Source organism: Cedecea neteri (genome assembly GCF_000758325.1).
Lineage (GTDB): Bacteria > Pseudomonadota > Gammaproteobacteria > Enterobacterales > Enterobacteriaceae > Cedecea > Cedecea neteri_B.
The window spans coordinates 3,747,854-3,767,066 of record NZ_CP009459.1; the positions used below are offsets into that span (position 1 = coordinate 3,747,854).

Below are 19,213 nucleotides of genomic sequence, written 5' to 3' on the forward strand. Positions count from 1 at the left end.
GATTATGTCAGCCCCGGCGAGGTTTATCCAGCCAGGCGGTGGCACCAGGCAGCGGATTGTGGCAGTCTGTGCCGCACATATCGTTTGTTGTTAAGGAGTTGCCATGAGTATTGCGCGTATTAAACCTGAAGCCCGCTGGTCTGACGCGGTTATCCATAACCAGACCGTGTACTACACCGGCGTTCCGGAAAATCTGGATGCTGACGCCTACCAGCAGACGGCAAACACCCTGCAGCAAATCGACACCCTGCTGGCTGAACTCGGCAGCGACAAGACCCGCATTCTGGATGCAACGATTTTCCTGCCGGATGGTGAAGATTTTGCGGCAATGAATAAAGCGTGGGATGAGTGGGTCGTGGCGGGTAAAGCGCCGGTACGCTGCACCGTACAGGCTAAGTTGATGAACCCGCGCTACAAAGTGGAAATCAAAATCATCGCGGCGGTGTAACGCTAAGTCGCTGAGGCCCGGCTAGTCCTGCGGGTCTTCTTCTTCGCCGTCTTCATCTTCAAAGCGTACGGCGACGTTACCCCCGGTATGCGAGGCACGAATCTCACTGGCTACCAGGGCGATGGCTTCGCCGCTGCTCATGCCGTCGGCCATCAGTTCGTGAATACGCTCGACGGCCTGCTGCTGCTGCTCGTGGCTAAGCGCCGGTAATCCTGAAATCATGTTTAACTCCTGTTACAGTGCTGAAGTCGCTATTTTACTCTGCTCCTGACGATGCTACCAAGATGAATGTTACAACCTCCCCCGCTTTTCGCGAACTCAGCTGGCAGGCCGATGCCGTTCAGCACTATTTCCGCGCGGTTTCCGCTCAACCCTGGGCCATGCTGCTTCACTCTGGCTTTGCCGACCATCCGCATAATCGTTTTGATATTATGGTCGCCAGCCCGCTTGCGACGCTGGTCACACACGGTCAGGAAACCGTGATTGAACGCGACGGCCTTTCATCGCAACACAAAGAATGCCCGCTTGAACTGTTACAGCAAACGCTGGACAGCTTTGGCCTTGCCACCACGTCCACTAACGATATCCCGTTCTGCGGCGGCGCGCTGGGGCTATTCAGCTACGATCTGGGCCGCCGCTTTGAGAAAATCCCCGCGACGGCAGAACAGGATTTGACCACGCCGGACATGGCCGTCGGTATTTATGACTGGGCGCTGATTGCAGACCATCATCTGCAGCGCCTGACGCTGGTTTGCCGGGGAGACATTGAAGCTCGTCTGGCCTGGCTGAATGCACTTTCGCCCCGGCAGGGAGGCCAACCTTTCCGGCTGACCAGCCAATGGCAGTCCAATATGTCCCGCGAAACGTACGGTGAGAAGTTCCGCCAGATCCAGGCTTATCTCAGCAGCGGCGACTGCTACCAGGTCAACCTGGCTCAGCGGTTCAACGCCCGCTATCAAGGGGATGAATGGCAGGCTTTCGAAACGCTAAATCAGGCGAATCGCGCGCCGTTCAGCGCTTTTTTGCGGCTGCCGGACAGCTGTATTCTCAGTCTTTCTCCGGAGCGTTTTGTTCTGCTCGAAGACAAGCAGATTCAAACCCGTCCGATCAAAGGCACGCTGCCTCGCCTTGCCGACCCGCAGGCCGACGCAGCCCAAGCTGAGCGCCTGGCGAACTCACCGAAAGATCGCGCTGAGAATCTGATGATTGTTGATTTGCTACGCAACGATATTGGCCGCGTTGCGGTGCCGGGCAGCGTCAAAGTGCCCGAGTTGTTTGTGGTGGAGCCTTTCCCTGCGGTGCATCATCTGGTGAGCACAATTACCGCCAGGTTGCCTGAGACGCTTAGCGCCTGCGATCTCCTGCGCGCCACCTTCCCCGGCGGTTCAATCACCGGCGCCCCCAAAGTGCGGGCAATGGAAATTATTGAAGAGCTGGAGCCTCAGCGGCGTAACGCATGGTGCGGCAGTATCGGCTACATTAGCTTCTGCGGAAGGATGGATACCAGCATCACCATCCGCACGCTTACTGCTGAAGGCGGGAAATTATATTGTTCTGCCGGCGGCGGGATCGTCGCCGACAGTAACGAGGCGGCGGAATATCAGGAAACATTTGATAAAGTTAATCGTATCCTGCCCTTACTGGAGAATTAATGCATGCCTGGTTCGTCCCTGACGCTGAACGATTTCCTTACCCGGTTTCAACTGTTACGCCCGGCGGATAGCGCGCCGGTCAGTAACAAACGTCAGGCGGCTGTGCTAGTGCCGATTGTACGCCGGCCTCAGCCAGGGCTTTTGCTCACCCAACGCTCGCTGATGTTGCGCAAACATGCCGGTCAGGTGGCCTTCCCCGGTGGAGCGGTAGACGACACCGACAGCTCGCTGATAGCCGCAGCGCTGCGCGAGGCACAGGAAGAAGTCGCTATTCCACCAGAATCCGTCGAGGTTATCGGCACGCTTCCGCCGGTGGACAGCGTGACGGGTTTCCAGGTAACGCCGATTGTCGGCATCATTCCCCCTGATTTACCGTGGCGCGCCAGTGAAGATGAAGTTTCTGCGGTGTTTGAAATGCCGCTCGCCGAGGCCCTGAGTCTGGGGCGCTACCATCCGTTAGATATTCATCGCCGCGGCAACGCGCATCGTGTCTGGCTTTCCTGGTATCAACGCTATTTTGTTTGGGGTATGACGGCGGGGATTATTCGCGAACTCTCTTTACAGGTAGATAGCGATCCAGGCGACACTTTAAAACGCTGAAAATGGCTATATTTAAGCAACAGAAAGACCATAAATCATCTGCTATTAGGTGATTTATGGTTAAGCATTAGTTTAATTCATGTGAATAGTTTCCTGGTGGAACCAATAAATTTTTAAACTAGCGCTTAGCCATTTCAAAGCATCATGTTCCATGAAACAGGGTGCTATCAGAGGAGTTTTAGAGTGATTAGCATATTCGACATGTTCAAAGTCGGCATCGGGCCTTCCAGCTCCCATACCGTCGGGCCAATGAAGGCCGGGAAACAGTTTGTCGACGCACTGATCGAACAGGGACTGCTGGACAGTACCACCCGCATCGCGGTGGACGTTTACGGTTCTCTTTCCCTGACGGGGAAAGGCCACCACACCGATATCGCGATTATTATGGGTCTGGCCGGCAACCAGCCTGATAACGTCGATATCGACGCTATTCCGGCTTTTATTCGCGACGTGGAAACCCGCGGTCGTCTGCTAATTGCTCAGGGTCGGCATGAAGTCGATTTTCCGCAGGATAACGGCATGCGTTTTCGCAGCGACAACCTGCCGCTGCACGAAAACGGCATGCAGATCCACGCCTATAACGGCGACAAAGAGATCTACAGCAAAACCTATTATTCCATCGGCGGCGGCTTCATCGTCGACGAAGAACACTTTGGGAAAGATGCGGCCAGCGAAGTCACCGTGCCTTATCCGTTCCATTCCGCACAGGAAATGCTGCAGCACTGCAAGGACACCGGGCTGTCCGTGTCCGGCATGGTAATGCAGAACGAGCTGGCACTGCATAGCCGCCAGGAAATCGAAGACTACTTCGCCAACATCTGGCAAACCATGCGCGCCTGTATCGATCGCGGCATGAATACCGAAGGCGTGCTGCCTGGTCCGCTGCGCGTGCCGCGTCGTGCCTCTGCCCTGCGCAGGATGCTGGTGTCCAGCGACAAGCTGTCCAACGATCCAATGAACGTGGTTGACTGGGTGAACATGTTTGCCCTGGCGGTGAACGAAGAGAACGCCGCAGGTGGCCGCGTAGTAACCGCGCCAACCAACGGCGCCTGCGGGATCGTGCCAGCGGTGTTGGCCTACTACGATCACTTTATCGAGCCTGTCACGCCGGATACCTGGATTCGCTACTTCCTGGCCTCCGGTGCTATTGGCGTGCTGTACAAAATGAACGCCTCTATCTCCGGCGCAGAAGTGGGCTGCCAGGGTGAAGTCGGCGTTGCCTGTTCGATGGCGGCGGCGGGCCTGGCTGAAATTCTGGGCGCCAGCCCGGAGCAGGTTTGCGTTGCGGCGGAAATTGGCATGGAACATAACCTCGGCCTGACCTGTGACCCGGTCGCCGGGCAGGTACAGGTGCCTTGCATCGAGCGTAACGCGATTGCCTCGGTGAAGGCTATCAACGCCACACGTATGGCGATGCGTCGTACCAGCGCCCCGCGCGTTTCGCTCGATAAGGTCATTGAGACCATGTACGAAACCGGTAAAGACATGAACGCTAAATACCGCGAAACATCGCGAGGCGGGCTGGCCATTAAGGTTCAGTGCGATTAAGCCGCGTTCGATATAAAATGAGCGGGAAATATCTTACGGTATTTCCCGCTCATCTCTTTCTACTGAACATCCGCGTGTTCTTTCCCCGACGTTAACTCCCTAAAATTCATTCAGCTGGTCACCATCTGCAGGAAGCGATCTCGCACAGGATCGTTTAGCTGAGCATTCCAGGCAATGCCCGTTTGCCAGGTGGTATGTTCACCTTCAAGTGCCACAAGCCTGACGCCAGCTGGCAGAATATGACTTACCCCCGCCGGCAGCAATGCTACACCCTCTCCGGCGGCAACGAGCGCCAGCAAGGTCTGAATATCATCTGCCGCTGAAACGGTACGGGGAGCGAGATTATTTCCTGCCAGAAAGCGAGCTACCTGAGCCGAGAGCCCTTCTCCCCGATTGCGAGACAGCTGCAGCAGCTGGCTCATTTGCAGCAATTCTGTTGCCGCAGATGTTTTCGTATTAACAGCCTGAGCCACGGCAAGAACCAGTTGCTCTTCCGCCAGGACTCGACCTTCCAGTTGCTCAGGCACAGGCAATCGCACGAACCCGACCTGAAGGCTGCCTTCCGTTAACTGCCGAAACTGTTCCGCAGAGGACATATCATTCAGGGATACCTGCACATCTGGAAACTGGCTGCGAAAAACGGCCACCAGTCGAGGGGCCAGTTGGAAAGAGGAGATCCCAAAGCCCATGGTCAGTTTTCCTGCCCGCCCTTTCTGAATACCGGCCACTTCGGAACAGAAAAGATCGTGGCGTTCTAGTACCGCAGTGGCACCCGGGAGCAACAGTTCTCCTGCCACGGTCAGCCTTGCCCCGTGGCGACCTCGCTGAAATAGCGTGATGCCGGAAAGGGACTCCAGCGTCTGGATCTGTTTGGTTAGTGCAGGTTGCGTGACACACAGTTTTTCAGCCGCTGAATGATATGACCCTGACTGTGAGAGGGTAACGAAAGCGCGAAGCAGTTTTATATCCATTCCGTCTGGTTATCGTATGGGGTGAAATCGTGATTATACACGCGAACGTGCTCTCTGATGGAATAGCCTCCGAATCGTTAAATAAGGAGCGAAAAATGGATACCACTCTTCGTACTGCCACAGTGCAGTTCTGCCACCGGGCGGGAGACAAACAGTACAATTTATCGGTGATGGAGAAATTTATTATTCAGGCCGCCCAGGAGGAGGTAAAGATTCTGGCCTTCCCTGAAATGTGCATTACTGGATACTGGCATGTGCCGGATCTCAGCCGTCAGGCATTGGATGCGTTGTCTGAGCGGGCTGACGAGAGCGCATCATTGGCCAGGATTGCAGCACTTGCCGAACAATACCAGATGGCTATTGGCGCAGGGTTCATTGAAAAGAGCAGCGACGAGCGCTTGTATAATGCCTACGCCATCTGCATGCCGGATGGCACGCGGCATGTACACAGGAAGCTCCACGCTTTTGAACACCCTGATATTGCCTCCGGCAACAGTTTTACTGTTTTTGACACCCCGTGGGGAGTGCGTGTTGGGGTGCTTATCTGCTGGGATAACAATCTCGTGGAAAACGCGCGCATTACGGCATTGCTGGGTGCTGACGTGCTTATCGCTCCGCACCAGACTGGAGGAACCCATTCGCGAAGTCCTTTCGGTATGAAACCCATTCCCCCGAGCCTCTGGGAAAACAGACATAACGATCCTCAAACGCTGGAGACAGCCTTACGCGGTGAGAGCGGCCGGGGCTGGCTGATGCGCTGGTTACCTTCGCGCGCGCATGATAATGGCTTTTTCATTCTGTTCAGTAATGGCGTCGGCCTGGATAACGGAGAGGTTCGGACAGGGAATGCCATGATTATTGACCCTTACGGCAGGATCGTGAGCGAAACAGGTTCCTTTGAGGATACGATCGTGTACGCCGACCTCGATCTGGCGTTGCTGCCGATGTCTACTGGCCGCAGGTGGATTCATGGACGTCGGCCTGAGCTGTATGGTGTCCTGGGCGAATCACAGGGCTACGAGCGAGATGCCAGGACAGCACGATTTACCGAAGATGTGCCTGATTTTGGCGCTGACCATCTAAGCGATGGGCAAAAATAAGGCTAACCAGGTTGCCATCAGGATGGCCAATATTCCGCCTCATAAAGGCTTAAGCCAGAGATATAGCGCCGCTTATGCGGCGTTTGATTGATGACAAACAGCCGAAAAACATGGTTTTCGATTGTTTGGGGTAAACCAGAGAACAGTATCCATTGTTTTATCAAACTGGTGGCAGGGCTTTTAAATCAGTGAACTTTGCCAGTCTTCTCGCGCCGTTTATGCGGCGTTTTTTATCATATCTTTTTTATTTTTTTCGCACTCTGATATCCCGCTACACTTTGATGATAACGTTACGCCTCATTTCTTGCGGCGAGAAACAGGGAAACAGGGATGCAAACGGCACAGCGGATTATTTCTGACTATCGCCGCAGGCGAGTTATTGTCTGCGCTGTACTCGCCATTTTAGTTTTAATCGTCACGCTTAGCGTCAGATACGTGACAGAACGTAATCTTAACGAGCAGCGCGTCGTCCAGTTTAATCAGCGAATCATTACCACGCTCGATACGCTCCTCGCTCCGCTGAATACCGTCAGCGACGATATTATGCAGCTCATCGGTACCTCCTGCGACGACGCCCAATTAAAAATTCGCGAACACGCCGCCAAAATGCAAACGGTCCGCGCGATTGGTTTAATCAAAGATGGCGTGCTGTACTGCTCCAGTATTTACGGCAGCCGCAACGTGGGTATTCATCAGCTCCATACTCGCCTGCCTTCAGACGAGCCGCTGCTGTTTTTATCCCGCGACAGCTCATTGTTAAAAGGCACCCCGGTGCTGATTTTCTGGCGGCCGCAGCAGGGGCAGCCTCACGATGGCGTGATGCAGATCGTTAATATTCAGATGTTAACCAGTCTGTTGCTTAAGCCGGAGTATCCCTGGGTGACGCGAGCGGTACTGAACGTCGGCGACGATCATCTTGAATACGGTGCCGGTCTGCTAGGAAAGATAGAAACAAACGAAGATGATGTTTCTAAACAAACAGCCTCTAAACTTTACCCTTATTCTATTACCGCTATTGGTCCTTCTGCCGACCAGCTAACGCTACAAAATTTACCGGCTCAGCTTCCGCTGGCTTTATTGCTCAGCCTGCTGGTGGGCTATATTGCCTGGCTTGCGACCGCCAATCGAATGAGCTTCTCCTGGGAGATCAACCTCGGCCTTGCCGCCAGGGAATTTGAAGTCTTCTGCCAGCCGCTGGTCAGCGCCCGAAACTTAGAGTGCGTTGGCGTCGAGCTGCTGCTGCGCTGGAATAACCCAAGACAGGGCTGGATTTCACCGGAAGTGTTTATCCCCCTGGCGGAACAGCAGCAGCAAATCGCCCCGCTCACCCGCTTTGTGCTGGATGAAACGGTGCGTCATCTGGAAATATTCCCCAAAACGCCCGGGTTTCATATCGGCCTTAACGTTGCCGCCAGCCACTTCCACGACGGCGCAATTATTCGCGACCTGAAACGTTACTGGTTCCCGGCCACGCCTAAGCAAAAATTAACGCTGGAACTCACCGAACGTAACGCCCTGCCCGAAATGGATCACCGCGTCGTTCAGGAGCTTCACAGGCTCGGTATCGATCTGGCTATTGATGATTTCGGCACCGGCCACAGCTCGCTTGCCTATCTTGAAACGCTGAATCCCAATGTGCTGAAAATCGATAAATCGTTTACCGCCGCCATCGGAACCGACGCGGTTAACTCTACAGTGACGGACATTATTATCGCGCTCGGGCAAAGGCTGGATATCGATTTGGTGGCTGAAGGAGTGGAAACGCAAGAGCAGGCAGAATATTTACGGCGTAACGGTGTCGATGTGCTGCAGGGATTTTTGTACGCCAAACCCATGCCGCTGAGGGATTTCTCTCGCTGGCTCGAGGGCAACACGCCGCCGCCCCCTCGCCATGAAGACCGGGCTATCCCGGCCTTCCCTATGCGCTGACTTACTCTTCTTCGTCCTCGTGTGGAGAGCGTTCTTTCTCCACGCGAACTAAATCGACGCGATAATCGTTGGCTTCGACTATCTGAATACGTAGCGGCGCGACTTCGATCACGTCCCCAACTTTAGGAATATGACCATTCACCGCAATCACCAGGCCGGCGATAGAAGCAATGTCTTCTTCGCTGTGCATCAGGCGATGAATGTCCAGACGCTGCTGAAGCGCGTGCAGATCCGTTGAGCCTTTCACCAGCCAGCCGTCGCCGTCACGAACGATTTCAGGCGTTTCATCCGCATCCGGGAATTCACCGGCAATCGCTTCCAGCACGTCCAGCGGCGTGACCAGCCCCTGCACCACGCCAAACTCGTTGTTAACGATAACGAAGCTGCCGCGAGCGCGACGCAGCACGCCAAGCAGGTTGATCGGGTCCAGCGTTTCCGGCACAACAATCGCCGGTGACTGCGCGGCAATGGCCGCCACGTCAACACCTTCATCCAGGGCAACCAGCAGCTCTTTCGCACGGACAACGCCAATAATTTCATCCAGTTCACCGCGACACACCGGGAACAGGCTATGGGGAGACGCCAGTAGCTGTTCGCGGATCTCCGGCACGCTTTTCATTGCATCAACCCACGAAATCTCACCGCGCGGCGTCATAATGCTGCGCAATGAGCGCGATGCCAGCGTCAGCACGCCGTTAATCATGTAGCGCTCTTCTTCCGCGAAGGACTCCGCCTCAATTGGCGTCATGGCTTTGCTGTCTTCGCTGCTTTGGACACGTTCCTGACGCTTACCGCTCATCATGCGCAGAATCGCATCGGCAGTACGTGCACGCAGCGGCTGGCGAGACTGATGGCGAATAAAGTTACGACGCGCGATCTGGTTAAACAGTTCGATGATGATCGAGAAACCAATGGCCGCGTACAGGTAGCCTTTTGGAATATGGAAACCGAAGCCTTCTGCCACCAGGCTCAAGCCAATCATCAGCAGGAAGCTCAGACAGAGCACCACCACCGTCGGATGTTGGTTAACAAAATTCGTTAGCGGTTTGGAGGCAAGCAGCATCACGCCCATCGCAATGATGACCGCAGCCATCATCACCGGCAGATGGTTGACCATCCCCACTGCGGTAATCACCGCATCCAGCGAGAAGACGGCATCAAGCACCACAATCTGCAGCACCACCACCCAGAAGCTGGCATAGCCCTTACCGTGGCCGTCGTCATGCTGACGGTTTTCGAGGCGTTCATGCAGTTCCGTGGTCGCTTTAAACAGCAGGAAGATACCACCCACCAGCATAATCAGGTCACGTCCTGAGAAGGTGAAATCCGCGATGCTGAACAGCGGCGCGGTTAGCGTGACCAGCCAAGAAATCAGCGACAGCAGCGCCAGGCGCATAATCAGCGCCAGCGACAGGCCGATCAATCGGGCCTTATCCCGCTGCTTAGGCGGAAGTTTATCCGCAAGAATGGCGATAAACACCAGGTTATCAATACCCAGTACGATTTCCAGCACAACAAGCGTGAGTAAACCGGCCCAGATTTGCGGGTCCATTAACAGTTCCATGTCAGATCTCCGTTAAAGACGCAGCAAATCGGCATTCCGTGGGTTACGGACGCAAAGCGGCTGGTTAATCGTATTTGCGGGCATAAAACGCCGCTGAGAGGGTGGGATTTAGGCATCCCGGCAGTGAAAAGACGTCGGTGACGGTCCATAGGGTGGGCTACTGCCCGCTACTCCTGAAAGTGAATCGGACGCTAACAGTATCAAAGTAAACCAGGGCTTGGCAAAGATTTACCTGACTTTGCAATTTTTTTGCAACTTACGCTGACCATATTTTACAGCGTAATGCCATGAAATCATGGCAACGTTAAATTACGGATCTTCATCACATAAATTATTTTTTCACTGTCTAAAATAATTCCGGCAAATGGTTTGTTCTTTCTTGAACGTGTTATCTGAATCGATTCGCTGAAACGATCCCGATACACCACCGCACCCTTCGAGGGGTGTTGTAATGACAAAAACAGGAGGTAGCAAGTGACTATTGCTATTGTCATAGGCACACATGGCTGGGCAGCGGAACAATTGCTGAAGACCGCCGAAATGCTATTAGGCGAACAAGAGAACGTTGGCTGGATAGATTTCGTCCCGGGTGAAAATGCTGAAACCCTGATCGAGAAATATAACGCTCAGCTGGAGAAACTGGATACCAGCAAAGGCGTGCTGTTCCTCGTGGATACCTGGGGTGGCAGTCCATTCAATGCGGCAAGCCGTATCGTTGTGGATAAGGAACCTTACGAAGTGGTCGCCGGGGTGAATATCCCTATGCTGGTCGAAACCCTGATGTCGCGTGACGACAATCCCACCTTCGACGATCTGGTTGCCCACGCCGTTGAAACCGGCCGCGAAGGCGTGAAAGCGCTGAAAGCTAAGCCGATTGAAAAAGCCACACCAGCCCCCGTGGCCGCCGCGCCTAAAGCCGCAGCGCCAGCCAAACCGATGGGGCCAAATGATTACATGAACATCGGTCTGGCGCGTATTGACGACCGTTTAATTCATGGCCAGGTCGCCACCCGCTGGACGAAAGAAACCAACGTTACCCGCATTATCGTCGTCAGTGATGAAGTGGCGGCAGACACCGTTCGCAAAACGCTGCTGACCCAGGTCGCACCGCCGGGCGTTACCGCCCACGTGGTGGATGTCGCAAAAATGATCCGCGTTTACAACAACCCCAAATACGCGGGTGAACGCGTCATGCTCCTGTTCACCAACCCAACCGACGTTGAGCGCATTGTTGAAGGTGGCGTAAAAATCACCTCCGTCAACATCGGCGGCATGGCTTTCCGCCAGGGCAAAACCCAGGTTAACAACGCCATTTCCGTAGATGAGAAAGATATTGAGGCCTTCAAAAAACTGAATGACCGCGGTATTGAGCTTGAAGCGCGGAAAGTGTCTACCGATCAAAAACTGAAAATGATGGATCTGATCGCGAAAGTTAAATGATTGTCATCACTAATAATATTGCTCAGATTTCACACATAAGTCATCGTCAATAGGAGAAGTACAATGGAGATTACCACTCTTCAGATTGTGCTGGTGTTTGTCGTAGCCTGTATCGCCGGTATGGAGTCGGTGCTCGATGAATTTCAGTTCCACCGTCCGCTTATCGCCTGTACGTTAATCGGCGCCGTTCTCGGCGACATGAAAACCGGCATCATCATCGGCGGTACGCTGGAAATGATCGCCCTGGGCTGGATGAATATCGGTGCCGCCGTGGCCCCGGATGCCGCCCTCGCTTCAATTATCTCGACCATTCTGGTCATCGCCGGACACCAAAGCATCGGCGCCGGTATCGCGCTGGCTATCCCACTGGCTGCTGCGGGCCAGGTGCTGACCATTATCGTTCGTACTATTACCGTGGGCTTCCAGCACGCGGCGGATAAGGCGGCCAATAACGGCAACCTGACGGCGCTTTCCTGGATCCACGTCTCGTCCCTGTTCCTGCAGGCAATGCGTATCGCTATTCCAGCGGTTATCGTCGCCATCTCCGTAGGCACCAGTGAAGTTCAGAACATGCTGAATGCCATTCCTGAAGTGGTGACCAGCGGCCTGAACATCGCCGGCGGCATGATTGTGGTGGTCGGTTACGCGATGGTCATCAACATGATGCGCGCGGGCTACCTGATGCCGTTCTTCTACCTCGGTTTCGTTACCGCAGCGTTCACCAACTTCAACCTGGTGGCACTGGGCGTGATTGGCGCAGTGATGGCCATTCTCTACATTCAGCTCAGCCCGAAATATAACCGTAGCGCGGGTGCTCCGGCCCAGGCTGCTGCCGCGAACGATCTTGATAACGAACTGGACTAACAGGTGAGCGAAATGGTTGATTCCACTAAATTAACGACTGAGAAGAAAATCACCCAGAGTGATATCCGTGGCGTATTCCTGCGTTCTAACCTGTTCCAGGGCTCATGGAACTTCGAACGTATGCAGGCGTTAGGCTTCTGCTTCTGTATGGTGCCGGTTATCAAACGCCTGTACCCGGAGAACAACGATGCCCGTCGCCAGGCTATCAAGCGCCATCTGGAATTCTTTAACACCCACCCTTACGTTGCCGCCCCGGTACTTGGCGTAACGCTGGCGATGGAAGAACAACGTGCTAACGGCGCTGAAATTGATGACGGTGCGATTAACGGCATCAAAGTTGGCCTGATGGGGCCGCTGGCCGGCGTAGGCGACCCTATCTTCTGGGGTACCGTCCGCCCGGTCTTTGCGGCTCTGGGTGCCGGTATCGCCATGAGCGGGAGCCTGCTTGGCCCGCTTCTGTTCTTTATTCTGTTCAACGCAGTGCGCCTCCTGACCCGCTACTATGGCGTGGCCTACGGCTACCGTAAAGGCGTCGATATCGTTAAGGATATGGGCGGCGGCTTCCTGCAGAAACTGACGGAAGGGGCGTCTATTCTCGGCCTCTTTGTCATGGGGGCGTTAGTTAACAAGTGGACGCACGTTAACATCCCGCTGGTGGTGTCAAAGATTACCGACCAGACCGGGGCCGTTAAAGTGACCACCGTGCAAACGATCCTTGACCAGCTGATGCCGGGTCTCGTGCCGTTGCTGCTGACATTTGCCTGTATGTGGCTGCTACGCAAAAAAGTCAACGCGCTGTGGATCATTATGGGCTTCTTCGTGATCGGGATTGTGGGTTACGCTATTGGCCTGCTGGGTCTGTAATTTGTTCTGACAAACGGGGGCATTAGCCCCCGTTTTTTTATCTCTAAGGGGAGGTTTCATGACGTTAACGGATGTCGTGCTGGTTGTGTTTATCGCGTTGCTGCTGGCTTTTGCCGTTTACGATGAGTTTGTGATGGACAAGCTGAAGGGCAACACCTTGCTCAAAATCCCCCTGCTGCGCCGCAATCGCGTGGACAGCGCCATCTTTGTCTTTCTCGTCGGCATTCTGATCTATAACAACGTGACCTCGCACGGGACCCCGCTAACCACATGGTTATTATCTGCTCTGGCGCTAATGGCCATTTATCTTTCCTGGTTCAGACAGCCGAAGATCATCTTCAAAAGCCATGGTTTTTTCTTCGCCAATGTTTGGGTGGAATATAACCGCATTAAAGAAATGAATTTATCGGAAGATGGTGTGCTGGTGATGCAATTAGAACAGCGGCGCTTATTGATCCGCGTAAAGAATATTGATGACCTCGAAAAAATCTACAAACTAATGGTTTCAACTCAGTAAGTTACAATTATAGCAAAGTCTATATTTGTGGGTTATTTTTCACCACCTGAAACATAGCCTTTGCTATTTCATAAGATTTATACGGCTTTATTTTAACCTTTTCATTTCATACCCAGTTAAAATGCTAATCGTTATCAATAAACAAGCAGAAAAATAGAATTCAAAGATTGTTTTAATTTAAAAAAATATGTTAAGGTTGCGCCCGTCGTTGGGGAGTAGCCGATTTCTGCCACAGGCAGAAATGTACATGTCAACATACTCGTTATATCCGTTCCTGAGATTAACGTGGCATGTACGCCTCAGAGTTCTGAGTAGGCGAGACCATAGGCACGCGCCATCGTAAAGTTGGGGATGGTTTGCGTGTATATGGATATTCCCAACTGAGGCGTAACGATGAATCTCTCCGCAACTATCCTGCTTGCTTTTGGCATGTCCATGGACGCTTTCGCCGCTTCTATCGGCAAAGGCGCCACCCTGCACAAACCTAAATTCTCAGAAGCACTCCGTACCGGTTTGATCTTTGGCGTCATTGAAGCCATTACTCCGCTTATCGGCTGGGGCCTTGGCCTGTTGGCTAGCAAGGTTGTGCTGGAATGGAACCATTGGGTGGCTTTTGTTCTGCTGGTGTTCCTCGGCGGGCGTATGGTGCTGGAAGGCTTCCGCGGGGCGGCTCAGGAAGATGCGCCTAAAATTCATCGCCACGGCTTTTGGCTGCTGGTGACCACAGCGATCGCCACCAGTCTGGATGCAATGGCCGTGGGCGTAGGGCTTGCCTTCCTGCAGGTCAATATTATTCAGACTGCGTTAGCCATCGGCTGCGCTACCGCGATCATGTCCACGCTGGGGATGATGGTAGGCCGCTTTATAGGACCTATGTTAGGCAAACGCGCCGAGATCCTCGGCGGTATCGTGCTGATAGGCATCGGCTGCCAGATCATGTACAGCCACTTCGCCCCATTTAACTGATCAATCGCGCTGCCAGACCCGCACCACAAAGTCAGTTTCACAGCTAAACGCCGTTTCTGTTTTCAGCGCGTCCCAGACTTCAGGGCGCGCACGCCAGGCGAACGGCGTCATTTGCAGCAGAGCGGCAGCCTCATCCCCGCGCAGGGTCATCATCCAGCCAGGCTGGAGCGTCTGTTGCAGCGTAAAGCCAGGCATGGCTTCAACCTCTTCACTGTGCAAGACAATATCCTGATAAATCAGCCCTTTTAGCTGCATCAAATGGCGTGGGCCAGGCGTGGCAGTCACCACTACGCCGCCTCGCTTCACGACCCGCGCAAGCTCTTCGCCCTTACAGGGGGCAAAAATGCGCACAATCGAGTCCATACTCTCGTCGGCAAACGGCAGGCGGTGGCTGGATGCTACGCAAAATTTAACTTCACGGTAGCGTTTAGCCGCGTAGCGAATCGCAACTTTTGAAACGTCCAGTCCCCAGGTTTCACCCCCGTTATCTGCCGCAACCGCCGCAAACCCCGCCGTGTAATACCCTTCCCCACAGCCAATATCCAATAGTGCCGAGGGCGCTATCTCTTTTAACAGCTGGCAAAGGGTATCGCGTAGAGGCTGATAATGTCCGGCATCAAGGAATGCCCGCCGAGCCTGCATCATTTCCGCGCTGTCACCCGGATCTTTCGAACGTTTATGCTGAACGGGCAGCAAATTAACGTAGCCTTCTTTGGCAATATCAAATTGATGACCCTGAGGGCAACGATAGCTGTTCGCGCTGGCGCTAAGCACGGAATGGCAGAGTGGGCAAAGCCAGGACATAGAAAACTCCGGAAACAACAAAGGGCGCAAGTTTAGCGCCCCTTTTGCCAAACCGCTACATGGCGGCGCGGTCATTCTCCATTTTGTTCAGCACCATCATGCTGTTGTCGCCGGCGGGCAACCCGTCCGGCTCAATATTTTCCAGACGTAAAACATCACCCATGATTTGGCTGAAAACAGGGGCAGAAACCGCACCGCCGTAATACTTCCCGTTGGAAGGATCGTTAATCACCACCACCAGCGCATAGCGAGGATTACTGGCCGGCGCCACGCCAGCCGTGTAGGCAATGTACTGATCTATATATTTGCCATCGGGCCCGATTTTTTTGGCTGTACCGGTTTTTACCGCCACGCGGTAACCATGAACTGCTGCCTTAACACCCCCGCCGCCGGGCAACGCCACGCTCTCCATCATATGTTCCACTTCATGCACGATTTCTTCCGGCATCACCCTTGTCCCTTCCACCGGCGGATCAACGCGGGTAATGGACAGCGGACGTGAAATACCAAAGCTACCAATCGTGGCGTAAACATGAGCCAACTGTAGCGGGGTCACCATCAGGCCATAGCCAAATGCGAAAGTGGCTCGATCCAGTTCTCCCCAGCGCTGGCGCACCGGTAACAGGCCTCGGCTTTCACCCGTCAGGCCGATTGCGGTGGGGACACCAAAGCCAAACTTATGATAAGTGTCCCAAATATTCTGAATCGGCATCGCCAGTGAAAGACGGGACACACCGGTATCGCTCGATTTTTGCAGCACCCCGGTCAGAGTAAGCTGCGGATAGTACCCAACGTCACGGATGTGGTGCCCGTCCAGTGTAAATGGATGAGTATCTATCACGCTGTCAGGCCGGACAATTCCCTGCTGCAGCGCGGTCATTACCACCATCGGTTTTACCGTCGAACCGGGTTCGAAGGTGTCGCTTATTGCACGATTACGGAAATCGTCGAGCTTTGCGTCATCACGGTTGTTCGGATTAAAAGTCGGGTAATTAGCCATCGCCAGCACTTCACCGGTCTGCACATCAATGACCACCGCGGCGCCTGACTCTGCTTTGTTCCAGGACACGGCGTTGCTGAGCGCATCTTCAGTCACAGTTTGCAGCCGTTCATCGATGCTGAGCTGGATATTATGCGCGGGGCTGGCGGGGTTCTCAGTAATATTCTCTACGACATGGCCGTAACGGTCTTTACGTACCAGACGCTCACCTTCTTTACCGGTGAGCTGCTGGTTAAAGCTTTTCTCGATCCCTTCTATGCCCTGATCGTCAATATTGGTGAATCCGATCAGGTTTGCTCCAACCCGGCCCGCCGGATAAAAGCGGCGAGATTCATCGCGTAGAGCAATACCAGGGATATTGAGTTTGTCGATGTATTGTGCCTGTTGGGGATCCAGTTGGCGCGCCAGGTAGATAAAACGGCCGCGTTCGTTGCTGTGAATGCGTGCGGCAATCTCGCTCAAAGGGACGTGCAGCGCAGAGGCCAGCGCCTGCCAGCGGCTGTTAACCAGTACGCCGCCCTTCTCCATGACCGTTTTCGGATCGGCCCATACAGCCTCGACCGGCACACTGACCGCCAGCGGTTTCCCGTTGCGATCTTCGATCATCCCACGGGGCACCTCAATCGGCTCCTCGCGCAGAGAACGCATATCCTCCTGCTTAACCAGGTTATCCGGCGAGATAATTTGTAGCCAGGCAATACGTCCTAGCAGGAATACCAAACTCCCGGTGATGGCCACACACAGAAGCCCAAAACGCCACTGGATAAAATTACCGGTTAATACGGGGACACCCTTCTTCACAACTATTCCTTGCTCAGCCTAAGCGATTGAAAGATTTAACCAGATCTCAGGCATTTTGCCGGGAGAACAGTGCTAAAACCTTCGCAGCTTTGCAACAAGAGGCAACAAATGATTCAATTTGTTAACGGCTTGAAAAACAGTAGATTAGCAACAGAAATGAAAAAGCCCCGTCGAAACGGGGCTTTTATCTCAATTCGGCGTTATTCGCGCCTGAGCTCTAATCCAGAAGAATTAGATGGCAGTCACGTTAACTGCAGCAGGGCCTTTCTGGCCGTCCTGGATTTCGAATTCAACGTTCTGGCCTTCAGCCAGAGTTTTGAAGCCGTTACCCTGGATTGCAGAGAAGTGTACGAATACATCTTTGCTGCCGTCTGCTGGAGTAATGAAACCAAAACCTTTAGACTCGTTGAACCACTTAACTTGACCTTTAATCTTTGCCATTTTGCAAATTCCTTAGATTGTATTCTTCGCCCGCAGGCATAACTTAGATAAAACAGAGACATTACTGCATGAGGCACTAATATAAGGCTCGGCAGAGAAGCGGTATTCAACGACAACGTGTTTACTCAGGTCTTCTTTACTGAAAATGCCACACATAAACAGAACTGTACCTCGTTTAACCCAACGTGTTATCACACACAACGTAAACAATGGCAAGCCATTTTTAAGCATGTGTCGATCTGCCGCACAGATTCAGAAAATTACACGATTACTTTGAGAAAGTAATCCGCGCTTTTTGATATATATTTTCACTACACAAAATTGTCGCAACAGATTGTGTTTTAACAACATTCCGACAACTTCTGAACCTTAGCGTAAAGTGTACTTTTCGTCCAGACATGCGAACAATAAAATCCTTTTTTAAGGATATATCTTTATGATTTTTTATGCATACCTATGCACAAATCAACCTAAAGCCAGTCATCGCGATTGATACCCGAACTTCATCCCTATATTTTTTACGCCCACTGAATAAAGCCTGTACAACAGACCACGTATTTTGCACCAAAATAATGAAAGTTTAATGACAGATTGCCCCAGGATAAGGCAATAAAAACGTTTCGATGGAATTTAAGGCGTGATTATCAGGCGTTAATTTAGCCAAATAGAAATAAAGCTCTCTGCACGGGCAATAATAATTAATTCTTATTTTTTGTTAAGGGCAAACTTTGACCAATACGCAACGGCGAAAACAGTTCATCGTTTTCCCCTTTCTCACGCAGAGCCGCCAGCAATTCCTGCGGCGGTTTATCGAGAGACTCATCGGCCAGCTCAAATACGCCCCAGTGGATAGGAATTATCCTGGGTTTGCCGATTGCCTGCCATAAGGCCACTGCCTGCTGAGGATCCATATGATGATCGCCCATAAACCAGCGAGGCTCATAGGCTCCGATCGGCAATGCAGCCATATCAAATGGACCCAACCGTTTCGCGATCTCCGCCAGAGACGGGGTATAACCCGAATCACCGCTAAACCAGAAGCGTAAATTCCCCTGCTCCACAACCCAGCCGCACCAAAGCGAACGGTTACGATCCCAAAACGTTCGCATACTCCAGTGCCGGGCAGGTACGGCGGTGAAAACCATGCCGCACCAGTTAAAGCTTTGCCACCAGTCCAGCTCTGTTACCTGCTCAATACCGCGCTGGCTGAACCATGCTTTCAGGCCCAGGGGCACAAAAAAATGCACGTCGGGAAAACGCTTGATCAAACGACGGACAGTTTTTTTGTCCAGATGGTCGTAGTGGTTATGGGAGATGAGTACCGCATCAAGTCGAGGCAGTTGGTTAAGGTCGAGCGGGACTTCGGTTCGCCGGGCGGGACCCGCAAAAGAAACCGGGGATGCACGACGGGAAAATACAGGGTCGGTCAGCAAAAAATAGCCACTAAGCCGCAATAACAGGCTGGCATGTCCCAGCCACCATACGCGGTCATCGCTGCCGCTCAGATCGGCCTGCTGCCACCAGCGCTCAATAAACGCGGAATAACCTTCGCCGGGAGGATGCGGCAGCTTCTGCGCTTTGCGCTCCTGCCGCCACTTTTGGACGTCACCAGGCTGCCGTACCGCAGGCTCGATATTGCGAAACCCATCGGGCAAATGGTGGGATAACTGCGGATTGTACCAGGGGTTTTTCCAGCTCATCCCA

Annotated in this window: 19 protein-coding genes and 1 riboswitch; of the genes, 11 read left to right on the plus strand and 8 right to left on the minus strand. The window is 53.3% G+C overall.

The features are described 5' to 3' along the window. The first annotated feature begins 103 nt into the window (after positions 1-103). Positions 104-448, plus strand: a complete 345-nt coding sequence (locus LH86_RS17475; protein ID WP_039294440.1) for a RidA family protein — start codon at positions 104-106, stop codon at positions 446-448. A 21-nt stretch (positions 449-469) separates the two neighbouring features. Here the strand turns inward: LH86_RS17475 and LH86_RS17480 are convergent, their stop codons facing one another. After that, the gene (locus LH86_RS17480; RefSeq protein ID WP_008454053.1) at positions 470-670 is read right to left on the minus strand and encodes a YoaH family protein; all 201 of its coding nucleotides are present in this window, start codon (positions 668-670) and stop codon (positions 470-472) included. Between the two features lie 62 nt (positions 671-732). Here LH86_RS17480 and pabB point away from each other — a divergent pair, with 62 nt between their 5' ends. The 3 genes from pabB to sdaA all read left to right on the plus strand — a co-directional run bounded on the left by pabB (position 733) and on the right by sdaA (position 4,248). Further along, complete coding sequence (gene pabB / locus LH86_RS17485; RefSeq protein WP_039303974.1) at positions 733-2,100, plus strand: aminodeoxychorismate synthase component 1; 1,368 nt, start codon at positions 733-735, stop codon at positions 2,098-2,100. Positions 2,101-2,103: 3 nt separating this feature from the next. Next, positions 2,104-2,700: a CoA pyrophosphatase gene (locus LH86_RS17490; protein ID WP_039303977.1), complete on the plus strand. Its 597-nt coding sequence runs from the start codon at positions 2,104-2,106 to the stop codon at positions 2,698-2,700. A 183-nt stretch (positions 2,701-2,883) separates the two neighbouring features. Continuing rightward, on the plus strand, positions 2,884-4,248 hold the full coding sequence (sdaA, locus tag LH86_RS17495) for an L-serine ammonia-lyase (protein ID WP_039303980.1): 1,365 nt from the start codon (positions 2,884-2,886) through the stop codon (positions 4,246-4,248). A gap of 110 nt (positions 4,249-4,358) precedes the next feature. On the opposite strand, the gene LH86_RS17500 is transcribed toward sdaA, so the two are convergent. Further along, positions 4,359-5,219: a LysR family transcriptional regulator gene (locus LH86_RS17500; RefSeq protein WP_039303981.1), complete on the minus strand. Its 861-nt coding sequence runs from the start codon at positions 5,217-5,219 to the stop codon at positions 4,359-4,361. A gap of 95 nt (positions 5,220-5,314) precedes the next feature. Between LH86_RS17500 and LH86_RS17505 the strand changes: the two genes are divergently transcribed. Continuing rightward, positions 5,315-6,319, plus strand: coding sequence for a nitrilase family protein (locus LH86_RS17505; RefSeq protein ID WP_039303984.1), 1,005 nt, complete (start codon positions 5,315-5,317; stop codon positions 6,317-6,319). Between the two features lie 330 nt (positions 6,320-6,649). Then, on the plus strand, positions 6,650-8,248 hold the full coding sequence (locus tag LH86_RS17510) for an EAL domain-containing protein (RefSeq protein ID WP_039303996.1): 1,599 nt from the start codon (positions 6,650-6,652) through the stop codon (positions 8,246-8,248). A 1-nt stretch (position 8,249) separates the two neighbouring features. Here the strand turns inward: LH86_RS17510 and yoaE are convergent, their stop codons facing one another. Then, positions 8,250-9,812 carry a CNNM family cation transport protein YoaE gene (gene yoaE, locus LH86_RS17515; protein ID WP_039304001.1) on the minus strand — a complete coding sequence of 521 codons (1,563 nt, stop codon included), beginning with the start codon at positions 9,810-9,812 and terminating at the stop codon, positions 8,250-8,252. 474 nt (positions 9,813-10,286) lie between these two features. Here yoaE and manX point away from each other — a divergent pair, with 474 nt between their 5' ends. The 5 genes from manX (at position 10,287) to mntP (ending at position 14,463) form a co-directional block, all read left to right on the plus strand. Then, positions 10,287-11,252, plus strand: a complete 966-nt coding sequence (gene manX, locus LH86_RS17520) for a PTS mannose transporter subunit IIAB (RefSeq protein WP_039304004.1) — start codon at positions 10,287-10,289, stop codon at positions 11,250-11,252. A gap of 63 nt (positions 11,253-11,315) precedes the next feature. Next, positions 11,316-12,116, plus strand: coding sequence for a PTS mannose/fructose/sorbose transporter subunit IIC (locus LH86_RS17525; protein ID WP_008454035.1), 801 nt, complete (start codon positions 11,316-11,318; stop codon positions 12,114-12,116). Between the two features lie 12 nt (positions 12,117-12,128). After that, positions 12,129-12,980, plus strand: a complete 852-nt coding sequence (locus tag LH86_RS17530) for a PTS mannose transporter subunit IID (RefSeq protein WP_008454033.1) — start codon at positions 12,129-12,131, stop codon at positions 12,978-12,980. A gap of 58 nt (positions 12,981-13,038) precedes the next feature. Next, entirely contained in the window at positions 13,039-13,497 is a 459-nt protein-coding gene (locus tag LH86_RS17535) for a DUF986 family protein (protein WP_039304007.1), read from the plus strand. Positions 13,498-13,695: 198 nt separating this feature from the next. Beyond that, positions 13,696-13,884: riboswitch (yybP-ykoY riboswitch) on the plus strand. A 6-nt stretch (positions 13,885-13,890) separates the two neighbouring features. Next, positions 13,891-14,463, plus strand: a complete 573-nt coding sequence (mntP, locus tag LH86_RS17540) for a manganese efflux pump MntP (RefSeq protein WP_039304010.1) — start codon at positions 13,891-13,893, stop codon at positions 14,461-14,463. On the opposite strand, the gene rlmA is transcribed toward mntP, so the two are convergent. The 5 genes from rlmA to LH86_RS17560 form a co-directional block, all read right to left on the minus strand. Then, the gene (gene rlmA, locus LH86_RS17545) at positions 14,464-15,267 is read right to left on the minus strand and encodes a 23S rRNA (guanine(745)-N(1))-methyltransferase (protein WP_039304013.1); all 804 of its coding nucleotides are present in this window, start codon (positions 15,265-15,267) and stop codon (positions 14,464-14,466) included. Positions 15,268-15,322: 55 nt separating this feature from the next. Next, positions 15,323-17,068, minus strand: coding sequence for a peptidoglycan glycosyltransferase FtsI (ftsI, locus tag LH86_RS17550; protein WP_039304017.1), 1,746 nt, complete (start codon positions 17,066-17,068; stop codon positions 15,323-15,325). 231 nt (positions 17,069-17,299) lie between these two features. Further along, entirely contained in the window at positions 17,300-17,509 is a 210-nt protein-coding gene (gene cspE, locus LH86_RS17555; RefSeq protein WP_001062678.1) for a transcription antiterminator/RNA stability regulator CspE, read from the minus strand. Between the two features lie 12 nt (positions 17,510-17,521). Then, positions 17,522-17,665, minus strand: coding sequence for a DUF2627 domain-containing protein (locus LH86_RS22270; RefSeq protein ID WP_008454022.1), 144 nt, complete (start codon positions 17,663-17,665; stop codon positions 17,522-17,524). Positions 17,666-18,207: 542 nt separating this feature from the next. Further along, positions 18,208-19,209: an MBL fold metallo-hydrolase gene (locus LH86_RS17560; RefSeq protein ID WP_039304020.1), complete on the minus strand. Its 1,002-nt coding sequence runs from the start codon at positions 19,207-19,209 to the stop codon at positions 18,208-18,210. Positions 19,210-19,213: the final 4 nt, after the last annotated feature.